Raw genomic sequence first — 19959 nt, 5'->3', positions numbered from 1 at the left:
TTTATGCTCCTGCAATAGTATAATTTTTCATAACGTTTTCAAGCTGTTTTAGATTGGCGCTGCTTGGTGCGACGAGAGGGAGGCGATACTCTAACGTATCGATTAGCCCAGCAACGTACATTGCAGCTTTGATCATCACCGGATTGGACTCTAAAAAGAGGGCTTTGTTGATCGGGAATAATGCATCATTGAGTGCTTTAGCTCCACCCAAATCCCCCGAAAGGGCTTTGGCTACAAGCTGGCTTTTTAGATCAGGAAGAAGGTTAGAGGTGACCGAAGTGATCCCCGCTCCTCCACAAGCTAAAATAGCGTAATCGATAGCATCATCTCCGCTGAAGACTTTAAGCTCAGGTCGGCGGGAGAGGAGCTCGATGGTACGCTCAATACTTCCCGTTGCCTCTTTGATTCCGTAAATATTTTTCACATCATCAAAAAGACGGATAACGGTATCGGCGCTGATGTCCACGACGGTGCGTCCCGGAACGTTATAGAGCATAAACGGCAATTCCGGTACCGATTCGGCGATAGCTTTATAGTGCTGATAGAGACCCTCTTGGGAAGGTTTGTTGTAGTACGGTGCGACGGAGAATATTGCATCGACACCACATTTTTGTGCCGTTAATGCCGCTTCGATTGCTTCGGCGGTGGAGTTGCTCCCCGCACCTGCGAGGACTTTGGTCTTGGTCCCTTTGCAGATGCTTACGGCAATCTCCATGCAGATACGGTCTTCATCGTAACTCAGCGTTGCACTCTCTCCCGTTGTCCCTACCGGACAAACCGCATTAATCCCATTTTTGATTTGTCTTCGGATTAGATCAGCGTATTTTTGCTCATCGAGTTTTCCGTTTTTAAAAGGGGTTATCAAGGCTGTCGTTGAGCCTGTTACTAGATTCATTTTTGTCCTTTTCGTAGGATTAGCGTTGTCGATTTTTCAGAGGTAAGGTATTGTTGTGCAACTTTTTGGATCTCTTCAGGGTTTAATGCCTCAATCGCAGCCTCATAATGCATCAATGGAGCAATATCACCGCGAGCGAGGTAGCTTCCGAATAACTCAGCAACCGATGTTGAACTCTCTAAAGAGTAGATAAAATCGGCTTTGGTATTGATTTTGACTTTGTCAAGTTCTGCTTTTTCCACCGGTTTTTTTTGAAGCCCACGGATAACATTCCAAATCTCTTTTTCAACCTCTTCCGCTTTGATTCCATTATTACAAACGGCGAGAAATAAAAAGACGCCCGGATCACTATTTTCCATGTTGTAAGCGTAAATTTGATTGACAAGACGTTTTTCATCGACCAATACACGGTTCAGGCGTGAGCTTTTGCCCGAACTGAGCATTTCGCTGAGTGCTGAGAGTTTCGGTTGATCGGCGTGTTGAAAATTCGGGATAGGAAAGCTGATAGCCAGCATCTCCACTTCGCTCTCTTTGTGTATCTCTACGCGGCGTGCACCGTCTTGTTCCGGCTCAATAATTTTTTTCTCTGGGATATCAACGGTATTGTTGAGCGTACCAAACTGTTTTTGTACCTCTTCAAAAACACGAGCGGGTTTAATATCGCCTGTTACGATCAAAATGGCATTGCGCGGTTGATAGTAGGTTTTGTGAAAAGAGCGAATATCCTCTAACGTCCAGGTTTGAATATCATTCATAAAACCGATCGGCGTCCAATGGTAGGGGTGATAAACATAGGCACTGTTAAAGAGACGGAAATAGAGATAACCCATTGGATTGTTATCGGTTCTCCAACGGCGCTCTTCCGCAACAACGTTGCGCTCTGGCTGGAATTCTTCATCTTTAAGATTAAGATTTTGCATCAATTCTGAAAACAGAGAAAGAGATTTAGGAAGATTCTCACTGCTTGATTTGATGTAATAATGAGTGAAATCAAATCCGGTTGATGCGTTGTTCATCCCTCCGACACTTTTGACCTCTTCGTCAAACTCACCCGCTTTGAGGTTTTTGGTCGATTTGAAATTCATGTGTTCAAGCATATGGGCAATGCCGCTTTTACCCATTACTTCATTGCGGCTTCCCACCTGATAAAAAATATCGGTTGAGATAACCTGTGAACCGTTATCCATCGGGATGGCAACGACTTGCAATCCATTGGAGAGGGTTTTGGTTTCATACTGAGGAAGTGAAGAGGCCATGAGGGTTCCTAGAGACAAAATTGTTGCAATGAAGATTTTCATTGCCGATCTGCGCCGATTGCTTCAGTGATCGAGGTAAAACCATCCGATGCTAAAAGATCGATCAACCCGCTGTTGATCTCTTCAATTACTTCAGGCCCTTTGAAAATCAATGAGGTATAGATTTGGACGAGTGAGGCACCTGCTCGAATACGGCGATAAGCCTCTTCCGGAGTACTAATGCCCCCAACGCTGATCAGCGTTGTTTTACCGTAAAGCTCACGTGCAATTGCGTCAAAAATATAGAAGCTGCGTTCACGTAATACTTCACCGCTGAGGCCCCCTATATCTTCGGGTTCGGAGACGAGGGAATAATCGATGGTCGTATTGGTCGCGATGATCCCATCGGCTCCGCTTTCCACCGCGTGGACACAAAGGGCAACCGCCTGATCTTCGCTCATATCGGGGGCAATTTTGAGCAATATCGGTTTATCGGTAAGCGCTTTGGCTTCACTGAAAAGCTGAGCGATAAATGCTTCGTTTTGAAGATCACGTAACCCCGGAGTATTCGGAGAAGAGATATTGATAACCATATAGTCCGCATACTCGTGGAGCGCTTTGATGAGGGTGGTATAGTCTTTGATCGCTTTATCATCGGGGGTGATTTTGTTTTTACCGATGTTGACACCGATAGGGGTGCTGAAGGGATAGATGTTTTTGAGTCGATGAGAAATACGGAAGAGTCCGTCATTGTTAAATCCCATTGCATTTTGGAGGCTTTCTTCTTCAATATGTCTCCACAAACGGGGGCGTGGATTCCCCTCTTGCGGTTTTGGGGTAAGGGTTCCGATCTCAGTGAAACCGAATCCCATCGACATGACACCGTGAAACATCGTCGCATTTTTGTCAAATCCTGCAGCAAGACCCACAGGGTTTAGGAAAGTGCGTCCGAAAAGCTCTTGGGTGAGAGAAGGGTGACTTACAAAGTGTTTTGCCATCCAGCCGTTAAAGAGAGGGGGACAATAGCTTGCAGATGATAAGAGTCCGGCCGCAAGGGTATGAGCGCTTTCGGGTTGAAGTTTAAAAAGCCAGGGTTTTAAAGATTCGTAATCAAACATACCATCCGCCTCATCGTGATTAAAGTTGCCGCGATTATACTCAAAAAAGGATTAATAGGGGATTATTCTCCCAGTATTCCCGCAAGACGACGGTAGCTTTCGGAGGTTTCGAGAAGCTCATTGTGAGTTCCGCGAGCGATAATTTGCCCCTCTTCGAAATACAAAATAACATCGGCATGCTCAATCGTGCTGAGTCGATGGGCGATGATCAGGGTTATCTTATCCTGCGCATAAGCGTTTAGCGCCCCTTGGATACGTTTTTCACTTTCGTTGTCCAGAGCACTGGTCGCTTCATCCAAAATGAGGAGAGATGCGTGTTTGTAGATCGCACGGGCGATGGCGATACGTTGACGTTGACCGCCGGAGAGGTTGGCACCGAACTCTTGCATTACGGTGTAGATCCCCTCGCTCAGTGCGGAAGTAAACTCGAGAGCATCGGCTTTTCGGAGGGCGTCTTTTACTCTTGCTTCATCAATTTCACTGCCGTAAGCGACATTAGCCGCTAAAGTATCTTGGAGGATATAAACTCGTTGTGATACGGCGGCAATTTGGTTACGCAGAGAATTTTGGGTGTACGATTTTAGATTCTGATGATTGAGTGAAATAGCCCCCTCGGTGGGATCATAAAAACGCAATAAAAGATTGATGAGAGAGCTTTTCCCTCCGCCGCTTTGTCCGACAAGGGCGACTGTTTGACCTCGATCTATCGTAAGGTCGATATGCGAAAGGGCTGTTTTTTCCCCGAAGTTAAGGCTAACATTGTTAAATTGAAGATAATTAATCGGCTCATCCAGTGTGATGGAACCATCCTTGATCTCATTTTCGATATCAAAAACATGAAATACCCGTTCACTGGCCGCTTGGGCATCTTGGATGCGGCTGTAAATTGCACTGACACGGCGAAGAGGTTGAAAAACCAATCCGATAGCCGTTAAAAATGCGGTAAATTCTCCGACGCTCATGGCACCGGAGTAAACTTGTTGTCCTCCGATGAAGATTACGGCAGCCAGACCGATTGCAGCGATGATTTCCATCAATGGAGAGACCAATTCACTGGTATAGGTGGTTTTCATATTGAGTTTGAAAAAGTGCTCATTTTCATTTTTGAATCGTGTCACTTCATAGTTTTCGGTCGCATTGGCTTTGATAATTTCACTGTTGTTAAATACTTCGGTTAATCGAGTCATCAAATCAGCATTTTTCTCCTGAGAGCGATGAGAGAGGCGTTTAAGTCGGCGGGTGATTTTCAGGAGAGGAAATATAATTACGGGCATCACAAACAATGCCCAAAAAGCGAGTGTTGCATTGAGGTAAATGACATAACCGATCAGTGCAATAACGGTGAGGCTTTCGCGGATGAGTTCGGGCATCATCGTCGAGACGAAATACTGAATACGTGCAATATCGTTGGTGATACGAGAGATAAGTTCTCCGCTGCGATTGGTATAGAGAAATTGCATATCCATATGGACAATTTTGTCCAGAAGATTCTCGCGTAAACGAGAGACAATATGCATTCCGATATAGGTATTGTAAACCGATTGAAGATAGCGTCCGATGGATTTGATAATGTAAATCCCTACCAGCAGGGTAGGAATAATATAGAGCATATTTTCTTCTTTTTTGATGAACATATTATCCATCAACGGCTGCATAATATGCGCCGTTCCTGCTGTGGCGGTAACGGTGAGAAGTATTCCGATAAGAACCATCGCGTATTGAAATTTATACCCTTTTATATAGGGCCAGTATCGTTGATAGATTTCGCTGAATTTCAATCCCGTATCTCCCAAAAAGTTCCGTTCGCGGTATCCATGATTGAGATTCCCATTGCACTGAGTTCATCACGGACAGCGTCGGAAGTGGCAAAATCTTTGGCTTTTTTGGCTTCGGAGCGTTTTTCTACCAAATCATCAATTTTCGCTTTGCTAGCATCATCCAATCCGAATTGGAAATATTTGAACGGATTTTGCCCCCCGAATCCTAACACCGTTTCTATGGTGGATAAAGATGAGAGGAGATTTTGACGAAACGCTTTATCTTTTGGATTTGCGTCGAGTGTTTCATTGGCAGAGGTGATGAGCTCATCGATGAGGGCATAGCCTTGTGAAACATTGAGATCGTCTCCCAGCACTTTGAGGAGGGAGGTTTTAAATTCGGTGTCGATACTCTCGGCGGTGAGTCCGAAAAGCCGTTTTTTGAGGCGGTAGAGTTTATCGAGCCGTTTTTTAGAGGCGATCAAATCCTCTTCGTTAAAGTTAAAATCCCCACGGTAATGGGTGCTGAGGAGATAAAAACGGAGAACCTCTCCATCGTAGCTTTTGAGGGCGTCTTTGAGGAAAAAACTGTTTCCCAAACTCTTCGACATTTTTTCGCCGTCGATGGTGACAAAGCCGTTGTGCATCCAGTAACGTGCGAGTTCATGATTTGTCGCACATCGGGTCTGTGCCGCTTCATTTTCATGGTGGGGAAAGAGGAGGTCGGCTCCACCGCCGTGGATATCGATTGCATATTTTCCCTCGCCTTGGCGGACGTAGCGCTCAATCATTGCCGAACACTCCAAATGCCATCCCGGACGTCCTCGTCCGAATGGGGAATCAAACGCAACACCCTCATCATGAACCGCTTTCCAAAGGGCAAAATCGGCTTCATTGCGTTTCTCAGATACTTTTTCGACACGGCTGACATTTTCATTGCTTTGGCGATTGGAGAGGCTAAGGTACCCTTTATCGCTTGCGGTGTCGAAATAGATATCGCCGTTGCTGATCGAATAGGCGTGCTTTTTTTCCAAAAGTTTTTGGATCATTTCAACCATAGCGTCGATCGATTCGGTCGCTTTGGGTTCCAGTGTCGGAGGTCGTACTCCGATGGCACTCATATCACGGCGGTATGCAGCCGTATAGCGTTCAGCAATCTCGGTGGTGCTGATCCCTAATTCCCGCGCTTTGTTGATGATTTTATCGTCGATATCGGTGATGTTGCGGGCAAAGAGGACGTCATACCCCTCGGCTTCCAAAACACGGAGAAGGAGATCGAACACCAACGCACTTTTGGCATGTCCCAAATGGGCATCGTCATAGACGGTGGGTCCGCAGACGTAGAGGGAGACTTTCCCTTCGATCAGAGGTTCAAATGGTAGTTTGGTTTTTTGTACGCTGTCGTAAATGGTCATAGTATTCCTAATAAATTATCGTATCAAGTGTATCAAAAATTGATTTAAAGTAGTAAACGCCACACCAAATCCGAGCGTTCCCAGGATAAAATAGAGGCTAAAACGGGTTTTGAGAAGATCAAAAAAGATCTTCCAACCCACCTCTTTGATGGTGAGGATAAACTGTACCGCTCCGCCGATACTCCCCGCAAGTGCCAAACCTGCCGCCCCCATCGATTGCATCAGGATTACGGAGAAAATGAGATTGATAACGAGTGAAATGATAGCGATTTTAGCCGCTTTGAGATGTTTGTGCTGTGCATAGAGGTACATCGAGAAGAGCTTTGCCAGTCCGAAAGGGATCAGCCCCACCATGTACATCATCAATACATCGGCGGTATTGCGGGTGTCTTGAGCGGTAAATGCCCCTCTCTCAAACAACAACCAAATGATCGGTTCGGATAAGAGTATTCCTCCAAGTACGGATACCCCCAACAGTGCGCTAAGAAGCCAAAATGATTTAAAGAGATTTTTATAGGCAAGGGCATCATTGCCGTTATTGATCGCTTTAGCGATGGTGGGGAAAAGGGCAGTGGTAATCGCCAGCGCGATAATGGCAAAGGGGAGCTGAAAAATACGGTTGGCGTAAAAGAGATACGACACCGAACCCGCCGCCAAAAACGACGCGAGCGACGTATCGATAAACGAGGCGATTTGGGCGGTAGAGTTTCCGATAACGGAGGGGATAAAGAGGGATTTAAATTTGGATTCTTCGACTTTGACATCTTTGGTGTGGCGGTATTTCCATCCGCCGACGAGGATTTTCATCAGCCCCTGCTGACGGATAGCATAAAGGTGGGTAGCCACTTGAAGCAATCCCCCGATAAGAATCGAAAAACTGAGGGCATAGACGATTGTCTGCGGATCGGAGTTGGTAAAGAGGATCAGGGCGACGATCATCGCAATATTGAGCCAAACGGTTGAAAATGCGGTGGTGAAAAAATGCTCTTTATGTTGTAGTAGTGTCCCTAAAAACGTGACGATAAAGATTAAATCCAAGTACCAAAAGTTGATCGCCGTTAAGGGTGCAGTTTTGGAGATAAGGTCGTGTCCCCAGTCCCACGCCAGCATTTTGGTAAAAAATCCGGGAAAGAGGGTGACGAGAAAGGAGAGGGCGACGATAAACACCATAAATCGGATGAAAATAGCGACGGCAAAGACACTTTTTTGGTTTGAAGCGATGTAGGAGGGCATAAAACTTTGGGTAAAAGAGCCCTCTGCGAAGATGCGGCGGAAAAGGTTGGGGAATTTAAACGCCATTAAAAAGATATCACTCCATACGTTCGCACCCAACACGGACGTCATTAAAATATCGCGCCCCAAGCCCGTTACACGGGAGATGAGGATACCAAACGAATTGGAGAATATCGATTTAAACATAGTTTATATCAAGCCCTGAAATAAATTTTACGCAATTTTAACCGATATGTGATTAAAATAGGGGCAATTATAAAGGATACCTAATGGGGCTGTTGAGCAAAGAGGATGAGAAAGAAGCGATAACAACGCAGATTAGGCCTATTGTTGTTCGTACTTCCAATGTTGCCAAAGAATTATTACAAGCTGCCGCAAATTTTAAAGTATCTGTTCACACGCTTGATTTTAATCTTCTTGATACCCAAACGTTCAGCCGAACCATTGTTAACGGTCCTTCCGATGACTGGGTTGAGCTCTCTTCGGACGAAGCAAGAGATTTAACAGAGGATCTTTTATTAAATCCTAAATTTGAACTCAAACAGATTTATGAAATCGAAATTTTTCTGATTAGCAAACCTTCACTGCTGGATACGATTGATATTTCCATCGGTGGAAATACGACATTGTGTAAAATTTATTTAACCATAAAAGCGGGGAGTGACGCCGTATACTACGATCAATTCCAACAAGACTTTCTCCACCTGGTCAATAAGAAAAAACTTCGGGCCAATATGATGATCAATCTTTTTGACTCGATGATGCTTTCAAATCTTGAGGCACTTTTAGCGAAAATCCGTGTTTTGGGCGAATACCGTTTTGAAGAACAGGAACGTTATCTGATAGCCCAAGGACATGAGCCGATTGAAACGATCAACGACAAGCTGATTCTCCATTTTGAAGCCAAACGAAAAAAACAGGAAGAACATGACCGGATTGACTATTCAAAACGGGGCTTTGTGATCAGTGTGGTCAAAGATGAACTGTTGATAGAGTACGTTAAGGCACGTAAGGGTGAAAACGGGCGAAATTGTCGTGGGGAATTTATTGTTCCTAAAGAACCGATTATTAAATTTGAGCCAACCTTCGGTACAGGTGAAAAGATCGCAGTGATCGATACTCAAAATTCGATTGAATACCGAGCGGCTGCTGGGGGGTACGTCACTTTTGAGGGGGGTATTTACGATATCAAAACCGAAGTGGACGTTAAAGAGATCAGTTTTAGAACGACAGGATCGATCGATACACAGCTCGATGCCGATGTCTCCATCAATGTAAGTGAAAAAGATTCGATGAAAGATGCTATCGGTATGGGGATGGAAGTGACGGTTAATGTCATCAATATCGATGGAAATATCGGTTCTAATGCGAAAGTTACCGCCAAAAAAGCAACCGTAGAGGGGCAAGTCCATCAGAGTGCCACGATCACTGCCGATGAACTAAGTATCAATATTCACAAAGGGACGGCGTACGGTAAAACGGTCAATATCACTCGACTTGAACACGGTATCGTTGACGCAGAAACGGTCTTTATTCGTCAAGCAACGGGTGGAAAAATCCGTGCGCGTGAGATTACGATTGAACTTTTGGGTTCCCACGTCAAAATGACGGCATCGAATAAAATCGAGATCAAAGCTTTGCAGGGGGGAGAAAACCAATTTATCATCGATCCTCTGCTGAATGAATCGATTGATAACCTCTCAGAACAATCCAAAAAAATGGAACTGGCAAAAAAATCGATTAAAGATATTAAACGAGAGCTTGCCGGATACGAGCAAACATGGCGTGAAAATACTCCGGCGATGGAGGAGCTTAAACACAAATTGGTTCACTATAAACAAAACGGTATTAAAATGCCGAGCGCTTTTGTCGAAAAGTACCAACAGCATCAGCAGTTTAAAGGAAAAATGGACGAACTCCGTAGTGAATTAAAAACAAAAGAAGATCAGTATGCGTGGCTGAGTGAAAAACATACGGCACTCCAAAGCGGAATATTCGATGCTCGGATTATCAACCATGATCGTTGGAAAAATCATAATGAGATTATTTTTAAACTGATTGATCCCCCTATTGAAGTGATGTACGTTCCAAGTCACAATTCGGATGAGACGATACTGGGATTGCATGAGGATGAAGATGGAGAATTTACCATTAAGGTGTTATCGTCATGATCGTCGGATTAGAAGGAATTATTGATTACAAAGAGCCCTCATCGGTTCATCTCAATGTCAACAGTGTCATTTATGAGGTTTTTATCTCATTGCATACCTATAGCACGATCGGCTCTTCAAAAACACGATTGCATATTCATCATGTCATCCGTGAAGACGCTCAACAGCTCTATGGATTTGCCGAAAAAAGTGAAAAAATCCTCTTCGAGGGGATGCTAAAAATCAATGGAATCGGGCCAAAAGCAGCGTTAGCAATCTGCAGCACCTTTACGCCGGAGCAGTTTGCGGGTATTATTTCATCTAAAGATGTGAATGCGTTGAAAAAAGTTCCGGGGATCGGGCCTAAAAGTGCAGCACGGATTATGGTTGAATTAGCCGGTTTCGATGCCGTTCTTCTAAATACGGCTCCATCGGTAAATTCTGCTACAACGGAAGCCATGATGGCGTTAGAGTCACTTGGATTCAAAAAAGAGCAGATTGCCAAGGCTTTAAGTCAGTCACATGCAACGGACACACCGACGTTAGTCAAAGAAGCGTTAAAACAACTCCAAAAACTCTAAAAGGATACACATTGAAATTAGCCATTTTATTCGGCGGAGCAAGTTATGAACATGAAATCAGCATTGTAAGTGCGATTACGGTAAAAGAAAAATTAGAGAAGCGTTTTGAACTCAGTTTTATTTTTTGTGATCAAGATCATAAATTTTATCTTATTGACGGCGCAAAAATGAAAGCGATCACCTTCTCACGCGGTGAACATCGCAAGATGCCACAAATTTTCCTCACCAACGGCGGGTTTGAACAGCGCGGAATGTTCGGAAGCAAAAAACATGAGATGCCTATCCTCAACCTGATCCACGGCGGCGACGGTGAAGACGGCTCTATCGCCTCATTGATGGACTTTTTTCATATCCCTTTCATCGGTCCTCGCAAAGAGGCGTCCATGCTCAGTTTTGACAAACATTATACTAAGTGGTTCGCCGCTTCACTCGGTGTCAAAACATTGCCGTATGAGGTCCTTCATAAAGAGGATAAAAGAGTTATTACCACTGAGTATCCGTTTATCGTTAAACCTGCCCGTTTGGGAAGCTCAATTGGGGTGAGTATCGTTCGTGAAGCATCAGAACTCGATTACGCGCTTGATGTGGCGTTTGAATTTGATAATGTCCTTTTGATCGAGCCGTTTATTTCGGGTGTTAAAGAGTACAATCTTGCCGGTTTCAGCGCACGCGGAGAGATTACCTACTCGATCGTTGAAGAGCCTCAAAAAGCTGAGTTCCTAGACTTTGAGAAAAAATACCTCGATTTTTCCCGCTCAGGAAACGTTGCCGAAGCAGCGGTAAGTGATACGTTGGTTCAGCAATTGCGTGATGCATTTAAAACGATTTACCTGCCGTTATTCGAAGGAGCTCTTATCCGATGCGATTTCTTTGAGATCGAGGGTGAAGTTTATCTTAACGAAGTGAACCCGATCCCGGGGTCAATGGCAAATTATCTCTTTGAAGATTTTAGCAGCTCTATCCACAAACTGCTTGGATCATTGCCGGATAAAAAAGCGATTCGGGTCAATTACGATTATATCCATTCTATTTCTCAAGCCAAAGGGAAATAAGCGTGGCAGTTAAGAGCGTTCAATACAAACAGCATACGTTTTCCATCAGCTATGAGATCCTCAATCCGAGTGCCCATTACGATATTATTTTTCTGCACGGATGGGGTTCTCATAAAAATCTGATGAAACACGCTTTCGGTGCTCATCTCAAGCAGTTTCGCCATATTTACATCGATATGCCCGGTTTTGGAAACTCAACGTGCAATATGTCCTTGACTACTGAAGATTATGCAACGATTCTGGAATCTTTTATTTCGTTAATCGAAGCGGATAAAATGATTATTTTAGGTCACTCTTTCGGCGGTAAAGTGGCTACACTTTTGAACCCGGAATATTTAGTATTGGTCGGTTCTGCGGGGATACTTGTCCCTAAACCGTTCAAAATTCGGGCGAAAATTGCCCTCTTCAAACTGCTGAAACTGACTGGTCTTACACAGCTACGCCGCTTTTTCGTTGCCCCTGATGCGCAAGGATTATCGCAACCGATGTATGAGACGTTTAAAAGCGTTGTGAACGAAGATTTCAGCGAAAAATTTCGTGCTTACAAAGGGAAAGCTTTGCTTTGTTTCGGACATCAGGATACGGCAACACCGATGTGGACAGCGCATAAAATTGCCGAGTTAATCTCCGATTCAAAAGTGGTTGAGTTTGACGGGGATCACTACTTCTTTTTGGAACAAGGTGCTACCGTTGCCAAGGAGATCGAAAAAATCGTTTTAAAAAGTTTAGAGCACTAAGGAGAGAGTATGGAATTGACACAAATGGTCCCGTTTATCGCTAATATCATTTTTGTAATGGCATTGGGTTGGTATCTCATTACCAACTTACAATGGTACGATTATCGGATTGAGCGGGTGGTATTGCGTCACCATAAAAGTTCTTGGCATTTTATCTATTTTATTGTCCCTTTTATCCTCTATTATATGGCAGGAGAATACTCTCTCTACGTTGTTTTAGCGTATCTTCCCCTCCTTGGTGTGTGGATTAAACGTCTTGATAAAAAACTGATTTTGACATGGCGTGTCAAACGATTTCTCATCCTTTTGGGCTCGATAGCGGTTTTATTGAATCTTCTTATCATGTTCAAAGGATACTCAAGCAGTTACAGTGTTATTTTTCCGCTTCTTTTGACCTATCTCCTTTCATGGGGAGTTGAGAAGTTTTTATTTTTGGCCTATAAGCGTGAAGCATCGCGTAAAATTGCTTCGATGTCTGATTTAACCATTATCTGCGTTACCGGAAGCTACGGTAAGACTTCGATGAAAAACTTTATTGCTCAGGTGTTGGGTCAAAAATTTAATGTCTATGCAACCCCGCGTAGTGTTAATACGCTCGGCGGTATCATTCGTGATGTTAACGAATCGCTCCCGTCCAATACCCAAGTCTATATTTGTGAAGCGGGAGCGCGTGAGATCGGCGATATCTATGCCATTGCACAGCTTCTTAATCCTCAGATTGTTGTCGTGGGGAAAGTGGGGCCTCAACATTTGGAGTATTTTAAAACGTTGGAGCGTATTCAGCGTACCAAACTTGAAATTATTCAGTCAAACCGTCTCAAACGGGCCTTTATCCACACCTCGGTGACGGATGAGCCGCATGAAAAGGTCACCTTTTTCGGGGATGACATCCATAATCTTGAGGCAACCTTGGAGGGGATTGATTTTGATGTGAGCGTAGAGGGCGAGGAGCGACATTTCCATACCTCGGTTCTTGGCGGATTTCAGACGATCAACATCAATGCGGCAATTTTGATTGCGCAGGAGATGGGGATGAACTCGGATGAAATTGTCTCAGCCGTTGAAAAACTCAAAAGTGTCGAACACCGTCTTGAGCGGATCGATGCGGGGGGTAAAATCATTCTTGATGACGGTTACAACGGCAATATTGACGGAATGTTGGAAGGGGTGCGCCTCTGCTCGCTGCATAATGGGCGCAAAGTAATCGTGACACCGGGATTGGTTGAGAGCACCGAAGAGCTTAACAGCGAGCTTATCCGTGCAATTAACGGTGTATTTGATATTGCGATCATCACAGGGGCACTCAATGCGGCGCAATTTGATAAAGAGCTCAATGTCCCTCAAAAAATTATGCTCTCTGATAAATCGCAAATGGTAAAAACTTTAGGTGAAGTGACCCGTGCAGGTGATATCATTTTGTTCGCCAATGACGCACCGAATTTTATTTAAACCACTTCCGTTCGTGGTGAGCTTGTCGAACCACGGGTTAGCTACCCTTCGACAGGCTCAGGGCGAACGGACTTAAAAGGTCTAGTATGGACAATATTTTATATGCCCCTTGGCGCGACGAATATGTAACGGGTGAAAAGAGTGAAGGGTGTGTATTTTGTCATATCAGCACACATGCAGACCATGATGAATCGCTTCATGTTCTTTATCGGGATGAGCACTGTTTTATCGTCATGAACCGCTACCCTTATACCCCCGGCCATTTTATGATTATCCCCCATCATCATACCGATTCCCTAGAAGCACTTGAGCCAAAAGTATGGCTGCATATCACCGCTTTGGCGCAGCGCGGTGTAAAAATGCTCAAAGAGAGCTTTGGCTCACACGGTGTCAATATCGGGATGAATTTAGGGAGTGCAGGGGGAGCAGGGATTGCTGAACATATCCATCTGCATTTGGTTCCGAGGTGGGAGAAAGACACAAACTTTATCACCTCAATAGCCGAAACACGAGTTTATTCGACCGATTTTGAGAAAATTTATCAACGATTAAAAGAAGTATCAGAAAACTATTTTAAAGAGTAATTTCCCATCAAGGGAAATTATGAGGCAGATAAATTAACGAATTTCGACTTCGATACGGCGGTTTTGTGCACGGCCTGCATCGGTATCATTGGTAGCGATCGGTTCATGCGATCCTTTACCCGAGGTTTTGATACGATTGGCATCGATACCGTTTACGATCAATTTATCACCTAATGCACGTGCGCGAGCTTCGGAACGGGGCTGATTTCGTTCATCATTTCCGATAATATCAGTATGTCCTACAATCGTAATATTTGAAGCGGGATTGTTTTTCATAAAATTTGTGAGATCAATAACATCTTGAGCGGCAGACGTAGGGATTAGGTTGGAGGCAAATGCAAAGTTCAGGTGTAGCGTGACACTTTTTGGACACCCTTGGATATCAACTTGATATCCTTTTGGGGTATCAGGACATTGATCTTTTGAATCAACGACACCGTCTCCATCTGCATCCCCTTCACTTTTAACAACTGGAACCGCCGCTGCAACAGGAAGCGTTTTTTTCTCTAAACAGCAATCAGGGTGTGTTGGAGCAAAATTTGCGCTCTCTACCGACATGGTACGATTTTCCTTACCGTCGAAATAAGAGACTTTTTGCTCTGCCGCCTGTGCATGAACGGCAAATCCCATCAATAACGCTGTTAGAGCTATTGAAGATTGCAAATTTGAAGGTATAGTTTTCATTAGAGGAATAGTTCCTTTTTACTTTTAATTGCCAATATTGTAACATACAAATGTAGTTCAAAAGTGCAAACATAGGTGTAAAAATAGTTTATTTTGGTAAGTGCTAATAAAACCTTCAATTTTGAGATATTCTTGCGATGCGTATGGGATAAAATCAGTAAATTAAAATTAAAACGGAGATAAGGGATGCTTGAACGTCTCAAAGATAAAGCGATCCTCTTTCTTGAAGATAATATTGAATTTGCCACCAATAGTATTGATCTATTGCACGTGTTTGTCCAAGACGTTTATCATGCACAAAGCATATCGGAAGCCAATGTAATTCTCGATTCTAATCTTATTGATATTATTATTTGCGATATTAAACTTAAAAATGAAAACGGGCTCGATTTTATACGAGATTTTCGAAAGAAAAATACCAAAATACCGATAATTGTTATTAGCGGGCATAAAGATGAAGAATTTTTGTTTCGTGCCATTCCCCTCGGACTTACAGCTTATCTGCTTAAACCAATTAAATATGAGATGCTGATCAATGTGTTAAAGCAGTGTCTAGAGATGATTGAAATTCACCAAATGGAAAAAATTGAGTTAAAAGAGGGATGGTTTTATAACATTGAGAATAAATGTTTGGAGAAAGAGGGTATTACCCATACCCTTAATAAAAAAGAAGCTCTTTTCATGGAACTTCTCTCCCAAAATCGTGACCGTCTTATTACTAAAGAGATGATTAACGGATCAGTTTGGCAGTTTGATGAGATGTCCAATTCGGCCATTACCAATTTTATATTGCGAATCCGCCGCCGTTTTGGTAAAAATTTTGTCTTTACAATTCCCGATATCGGATATCGTCTTAAAACGTAAATTTTATCTTAAAATAATTCGTGCACATAATCCTGAATCGTTGTTTTCGAGTAGCAGTTTTGCATGATATTTTGAGGTGATTTCATAGCACATTTGAAGTCCTAACCCATTCATAGAAGTATTCAACTCCATCCCTCCGCCATTATCACAAAATAATATTTCGTTATCGGTAATTCGAATAGTGATTAAAGGAATTGGTACCTGCCGAGTTTTTAATGCTTCGATGGCGTTATTCATCAGATTAAGCCAAACCTGCATCCACTCATTCTTTATCCCTGAAATCACAACATTCTCATCGCCTTCTATTGTGATCTGTATCAAGTTATCCAACAGTTTCGTTTCGATAATAAAGAGGGAAGCGTGAATGGATTCCATCAGATTAAAAGGGGCGGAAACATCGTTCTTTTTGTAAAATTCGAGGAAACTTTGCATTGTATGGGACATAAAATCGATGGTTTTTTCGATCTCATCGCATTGTTTGAGGAGGGTTGGTTCATCAATACTTTGTGCTGCTTTGAGTTTTGCCATGGTAAGTAGATTGATGGAACTTAATTTTGAGAGCGGTTCGCGCCATTGGTGGGATATATTGGCAATCATATTACCCAGTTCCGCCTGTTTGGCTTTTTGAAACAATAGTTTCTCTTGTTCAGTGTTTTTTGTGACGTGTTCAGTGACTTTTTTTTGTAACAGCCAGTTCCACAGCATGACAATAATACTTAATCCCCCCGTTGCCACAAGAAGATAAAGAAGCGGCCAAAAATAGCGATTGGTTTCATGTACAACTGCAGTGTATCGATTATAAATCATTTGCATCATCGGTTCATTAACACTGTGTACCAATTTCTCAAAAATATCATGCAGTATCGGTTCGTCATTTCGGGTTCCTATTCCAAGGTTAGTTTCCTCATTGAGTTTGGAAGATACTTTTAAAACGCCGTTATATTCCTTTTGAATCGATGCTGATACAACGCTAAGGGTATCGATATACCCATATAGCTCTCCACTTTCGACTCTTTTGAGCCCCTCTTTCATGGAAGCTACTTCAACAATGGTGAGATTCGGATAGAGTGATTTGAGTTTATCTGTAATGGCATACCCTTTGACCGCTCCCAGTTTTTTTCCTTCGAGTGTTCCGATCTCATCAATAAAGAGTTTATCCAAGGTTGTCACCATCACAATCGGAAGGGTCATATAAGCAGAGGTGAAGTTCATGTATTTCAGACGATCCGGTGTGCTGGAAGCGAGAGAAAATATATCGCATTCACGATTTTTGGCATGATTGATCGACTCTTGCCATGATGTTACAGGGACAAGCTCGAAAGGGATGTGAAGTTTATGTTCAAAATCTTTCATCACATCCGCAGCAATACCGATATGCTTGCCTTCTTCTACGGCTTCAAGCGGAAACCAGTAAGGATCAACACAGACACGGATAGTTTTCTTTTGGAGTAAATACTCTTTTTCTTTTTGGGTTAAATCGATACCGTTTTTAAATGCTGATTGAATATCGTTGAACATAAAATTGCCCAGTTTTTGTTCTGAGTTCAAAGTTCCTGAATACATCAACTGCTTATAGGCACGTAAGACTAATTCTTCATTGGTCTGACCAATCGAATAAAAATCGGTCATCATCAGCCTCTTGGTCTCTTGTGCTTCGAAACGAAGGGCTTCACGCGATTTCCCGCAATGATATTTTTCAATCAGGAGGCTGATGATTTCATCTTGGTGGGTTAGCGCATATTTCCACCCCTCATTCGATGCTTTGATAAATTTCTCTGTTTGAACAGGGTGTGCAACCGCTTCTTGAGGTGAGGTAAAAAGGTTAACGGCACTCATAACAAAACCATAGTCTGTAGGATCGATTATCTCATATTGCATACCGATTTTATCAAGCTGATAAAGCTGGTTGGAGCGAAATGCGCTCATGACATCCACTTTCCCGTGGATAAAGTCATCGATCTTAAAAGTATGATCGACAAAACGGGCATTTTTGGAGGAGATATCGAAATGATTGAAGAGAAGGGCTAGGTTACTGTACTTCAACTCATCTTTGGTCCCCATAACGGTTTTACCTATGATATCCGAGGGGTGCTTTATCCCTTTTTTAGCAACAAAAATGAGAGGAGATTGCTGAAAATAGGTAGCCAGTAATACCAATGGTTTTATCTGAGAATTTTCGATAACGATACTGGAATTATAGGTTCCATACGTTGCTTTTTGTGTCAATACATCTGAAATAATATCAATATTAGGTTGGTATTCTCGCAATTCGACATTTAAACCGGCATCACGGTAAAATCCCTTCTCTTTGGCAGCTATAAAACCTGCGAATTGAAATTGGTATTTCCAATCCAGTTGAATAGAGACTTTATTGAGATTTCTTTGTGACCAAAGCGGAATGGAAAGAATGATAAGAAAGAGCAATATAAACCGCATCAAATCCCTTTCTTAAATTTTTTACTTATATGTACAGTATAATGGCTTTTAACTCTTATTTCGCTTTGTATATTGAAAAATATGCTTTGAGGACATTTGAACCACATTTAGGTGATAATATACAGTTTGAAAACAGTGGATGTGGAACTGTTTTACGGATATTGTTTTAAATTTGCGATGTGAATGAGATAGGTAAGGTATACAATTCTGACCGTGACGATGAAAATCAGAGTTTTGTATACATTGAAGATAACTCTTTAAGTGGTTTTTCATGAATCAGTTGCTACTCTAATCATTGAGATTTAATATGAACTTATTTTAAACAATCGTAGTGGAGATTACTAAGTTATGAAGTATCACAATAATACCTTTTCAAAAGTAGCCGTAACGTTATCGTTGTGTGCATTCTCATCCTTAAATGCATTAACATTGCAAGAAGGGGTTGATGAAGTTCTCTCATCCCATCCGGTTGTCTTGGAACGTTTGCATAACTACCGTGCAACCCTTGAAGATTTACGAACAACAGAAGCACAATACCTTCCGACGCTCGATTATTCCGGTTCAATTGCACGTGAGAGAACCAAATCTCCGAGTACAGGCTTTGCAAGTCGTTCTTTAACAACCTATGAACATTCATTGCAACTGACTCAAAATCTTTTCAACGGTTTTGGCACGATGTATGAAGCTGATTATAACAAAGCACGTATTTTGTCTGCGGCAAACCACTATATCGAAAATGCGAATGATGCGGCTTATAACTTTACCAATACCTACATCAATGCGTTAAAAGCACGTGATTTACTCTGTATCGCTAAAGCAAATGTTGATTTTAACACTGATATCTATACAAAAGTCAATAAGCTTTATGAAGCAGGGATGACAACTCGTTCTGAATCGGAAAAAGCCGATACTTCTCTCTCCTTGGCAAAGTCTAATTATGTCGTGGCTAAAAATAATGTGGATGATGCATTGTTTAATTTGGAACGTGTATTGGGCCGATCCGTTAAAGTTGAAGAGCTTCAAGACGGCAAATTTCAAGGTTCTATGCCCTCAACTCTCAGTGATATGAAAGAGTATGCACGTGCACACAACCCATCAGTATTGGTTAGTGAATATAATATCAAAGCATCTCGTGCTCAGCGTGAAGCGTCGTATAAAAATTATTATCCGACGATTGATGCATATGCTCGTCAAAGTTGGGCAAACGATGCAGGTGGATTAGAGGGGAATGATGATCGCCGTGCTTTTGGATTGACGCTTAAATACAATCTTTATCGCGGTGGTGCGGATGAGTCTCAAATCCAGAAAAATCTGAGCAAAATTTATCAAGAGTCTGAAAATAAGCGGGAAACTGTCCGAAAGCTGGATGAGCAGGGTGAACTTTCATGGTCGGCACGTCATTATCTAACAGAACAGCTTGATCATCTGAAACGTTACGAAGCGACCAGTGCTAAAACCCTTGAACTCTATCAAAAAGAGTATGATTTGGGTCGCCGAACCTTACTCGATCTGTTGGTTGCACAAAACGATCATGTAGCGGCACAATCACAAATCGTACGTGCTGAAAATGACCTTTTATTTGCCCATTATCGTATTTTAGATGCGATGGGATCAATGGTTCAAAATGTTTTGGGTTCAAAAGCCGAAGCCAATACGCAAAAAGTAGGATTGGTCGTATTGGATAATCATCTCGATAACGATGATAAAATCGAAAATCTTATATTTGCGGATCGTAAGATTGACAAATACAAACGAGATAATTGAATAAT

16 protein-coding genes are annotated in these 19959 nt (G+C 42.6%); 8 read left to right on the top strand and 8 right to left on the bottom strand.

Annotation, left to right across the window (positions count from 1 at the left end):
- Position 1: 1 nt before the first annotated feature.
- From dapA to murJ, 6 genes are all read right to left on the bottom strand, one after another.
- Positions 2–895: a 4-hydroxy-tetrahydrodipicolinate synthase gene (dapA, locus tag B649_RS07565; protein WP_015653930.1), complete on the bottom strand. Its 894-nt coding sequence runs from the start codon at positions 893–895 to the stop codon at positions 2–4.
- Positions 892–2193, bottom strand: coding sequence for a pitrilysin family protein (locus B649_RS07560; protein WP_291750842.1), 1302 nt, complete (start codon positions 2191–2193; stop codon positions 892–894). The genes dapA and B649_RS07560 overlap by 4 nt, the downstream gene beginning before the upstream one ends.
- Positions 2190–3248 carry a quinone-dependent dihydroorotate dehydrogenase gene (locus B649_RS07555; RefSeq protein ID WP_015653928.1) on the bottom strand — a complete coding sequence of 353 codons (1059 nt, stop codon included), beginning with the start codon at positions 3246–3248 and terminating at the stop codon, positions 2190–2192. Before B649_RS07555 ends, B649_RS07560 begins: the two co-directional genes overlap by 4 nt.
- 62 nt (positions 3249–3310) lie before the next feature.
- Positions 3311–5026 (bottom strand): ABC transporter transmembrane domain-containing protein, encoded by a 1716-nt coding sequence (locus B649_RS07550; RefSeq protein WP_015653927.1) that lies wholly within the window; start codon positions 5024–5026, stop codon positions 3311–3313.
- Entirely contained in the window at positions 5023–6420 is a 1398-nt protein-coding gene (cysS, locus tag B649_RS07545) for a cysteine--tRNA ligase (RefSeq protein ID WP_015653926.1), read from the bottom strand. Before cysS ends, B649_RS07550 begins: the two co-directional genes overlap by 4 nt.
- Before the next feature lie 15 nt (positions 6421–6435).
- The gene (gene murJ, locus B649_RS07540; protein WP_015653925.1) at positions 6436–7839 is read right to left on the bottom strand and encodes a murein biosynthesis integral membrane protein MurJ; all 1404 of its coding nucleotides are present in this window, start codon (positions 7837–7839) and stop codon (positions 6436–6438) included.
- Positions 7840–7922: 83 nt separating this feature from the next.
- Between murJ and B649_RS07535 the strand changes: the two genes are divergently transcribed.
- The 6 genes from B649_RS07535 to B649_RS07510 all read left to right on the top strand — a co-directional run bounded on the left by B649_RS07535 (position 7923) and on the right by B649_RS07510 (position 14206).
- Positions 7923–9824 (top strand): flagellar assembly protein A, encoded by a 1902-nt coding sequence (locus tag B649_RS07535; protein ID WP_015653924.1) that lies wholly within the window; start codon positions 7923–7925, stop codon positions 9822–9824.
- Positions 9821–10384: a Holliday junction branch migration protein RuvA gene (ruvA, locus tag B649_RS07530; RefSeq protein ID WP_015653923.1), complete on the top strand. Its 564-nt coding sequence runs from the start codon at positions 9821–9823 to the stop codon at positions 10382–10384. The genes B649_RS07535 and ruvA overlap by 4 nt, the downstream gene beginning before the upstream one ends.
- An 11-nt stretch (positions 10385–10395) precedes the next feature.
- Positions 10396–11436 (top strand): D-alanine--D-alanine ligase, encoded by a 1041-nt coding sequence (locus tag B649_RS07525; protein ID WP_015653922.1) that lies wholly within the window; start codon positions 10396–10398, stop codon positions 11434–11436.
- Positions 11437–11438: 2 nt separating this feature from the next.
- Positions 11439–12173 carry an alpha/beta hydrolase gene (locus B649_RS07520; RefSeq protein ID WP_015653921.1) on the top strand — a complete coding sequence of 245 codons (735 nt, stop codon included), beginning with the start codon at positions 11439–11441 and terminating at the stop codon, positions 12171–12173.
- A gap of 9 nt (positions 12174–12182) precedes the next feature.
- Positions 12183–13622, top strand: a complete 1440-nt coding sequence (murF, locus tag B649_RS07515; RefSeq protein ID WP_015653920.1) for a UDP-N-acetylmuramoyl-tripeptide--D-alanyl-D-alanine ligase — start codon at positions 12183–12185, stop codon at positions 13620–13622.
- Positions 13623–13708: 86 nt separating this feature from the next.
- Complete coding sequence (locus B649_RS07510) at positions 13709–14206, top strand: HIT domain-containing protein (protein ID WP_015653919.1); 498 nt, start codon at positions 13709–13711, stop codon at positions 14204–14206.
- A 33-nt stretch (positions 14207–14239) separates the two neighbouring features.
- Here B649_RS07510 and B649_RS12260 read toward each other — a convergent pair whose 3' ends face one another.
- Positions 14240–14890 (bottom strand): OmpA family protein, encoded by a 651-nt coding sequence (locus tag B649_RS12260; protein WP_015653918.1) that lies wholly within the window; start codon positions 14888–14890, stop codon positions 14240–14242.
- 186 nt (positions 14891–15076) lie between these two features.
- Here B649_RS12260 and B649_RS07500 point away from each other — a divergent pair, with 186 nt between their 5' ends.
- Positions 15077–15754: a response regulator gene (locus tag B649_RS07500; protein ID WP_015653917.1), complete on the top strand. Its 678-nt coding sequence runs from the start codon at positions 15077–15079 to the stop codon at positions 15752–15754.
- A 3-nt stretch (positions 15755–15757) separates the two neighbouring features.
- Here the strand turns inward: B649_RS07500 and B649_RS07495 are convergent, their stop codons facing one another.
- Positions 15758–18190 carry an ABC transporter substrate-binding protein gene (locus tag B649_RS07495; RefSeq protein WP_015653916.1) on the bottom strand — a complete coding sequence of 811 codons (2433 nt, stop codon included), beginning with the start codon at positions 18188–18190 and terminating at the stop codon, positions 15758–15760.
- Positions 18191–18538: 348 nt separating this feature from the next.
- On the opposite strand from B649_RS07495, the gene B649_RS07490 reads away from it, so the two are divergent.
- Positions 18539–19954: a TolC family outer membrane protein gene (locus B649_RS07490; protein WP_015653915.1), complete on the top strand. Its 1416-nt coding sequence runs from the start codon at positions 18539–18541 to the stop codon at positions 19952–19954.
- Positions 19955–19959 lie beyond the last annotated feature (5 nt).

This window comes from Candidatus Sulfuricurvum sp. RIFRC-1, from assembly GCF_000310245.1.
Taxonomy (GTDB): Bacteria; Campylobacterota; Campylobacteria; order Campylobacterales; family Sulfurimonadaceae; genus Sulfuricurvum.
Note: the sequence above shows the minus strand (reverse complement) of the source record. Positions and strands in the feature narration are given on the sequence as shown.

Excerpts from the sequence above, each read along its gene's own strand:
- B649_RS07535 (WP_015653924.1), top strand. The coding sequence starts at position 7,923 with ATGGGGCTGTTGAGCAAAGAGGATGAGAAAGAAGCGATAACAACGCAG.
- B649_RS07500 (WP_015653917.1), top strand. The coding sequence starts at position 15,077 with ATGCTTGAACGTCTCAAAGATAAAGCGATCCTCTTTCTTGAAGATAAT.
- cysS (WP_015653926.1), bottom strand. The coding sequence starts at position 6,420 with ATGACCATTTACGACAGCGTACAAAAAACCAAACTACCATTTGAACCT.
- B649_RS07560 (WP_291750842.1), bottom strand. The coding sequence starts at position 2,193 with ATGAAAATCTTCATTGCAACAATTTTGTCTCTAGGAACCCTCATGGCC.
- B649_RS07490 (WP_015653915.1), top strand. The coding sequence starts at position 18,539 with ATGAAGTATCACAATAATACCTTTTCAAAAGTAGCCGTAACGTTATCG.
- B649_RS07555 (WP_015653928.1), bottom strand. The coding sequence starts at position 3,248 with ATGTTTGATTACGAATCTTTAAAACCCTGGCTTTTTAAACTTCAACCC.
- B649_RS12260 (WP_015653918.1), bottom strand. The coding sequence starts at position 14,890 with ATGAAAACTATACCTTCAAATTTGCAATCTTCAATAGCTCTAACAGCG.
- murF (WP_015653920.1), top strand. The coding sequence starts at position 12,183 with ATGGAATTGACACAAATGGTCCCGTTTATCGCTAATATCATTTTTGTA.
- dapA (WP_015653930.1), bottom strand. The coding sequence starts at position 895 with ATGAATCTAGTAACAGGCTCAACGACAGCCTTGATAACCCCTTTTAAA.
- B649_RS07510 (WP_015653919.1), top strand. The coding sequence starts at position 13,709 with ATGGACAATATTTTATATGCCCCTTGGCGCGACGAATATGTAACGGGT.
- ruvA (WP_015653923.1), top strand. The coding sequence starts at position 9,821 with ATGATCGTCGGATTAGAAGGAATTATTGATTACAAAGAGCCCTCATCG.
- B649_RS07495 (WP_015653916.1), bottom strand. The coding sequence starts at position 18,190 with ATGCGGTTTATATTGCTCTTTCTTATCATTCTTTCCATTCCGCTTTGG.
- murJ (WP_015653925.1), bottom strand. The coding sequence starts at position 7,839 with ATGTTTAAATCGATATTCTCCAATTCGTTTGGTATCCTCATCTCCCGT.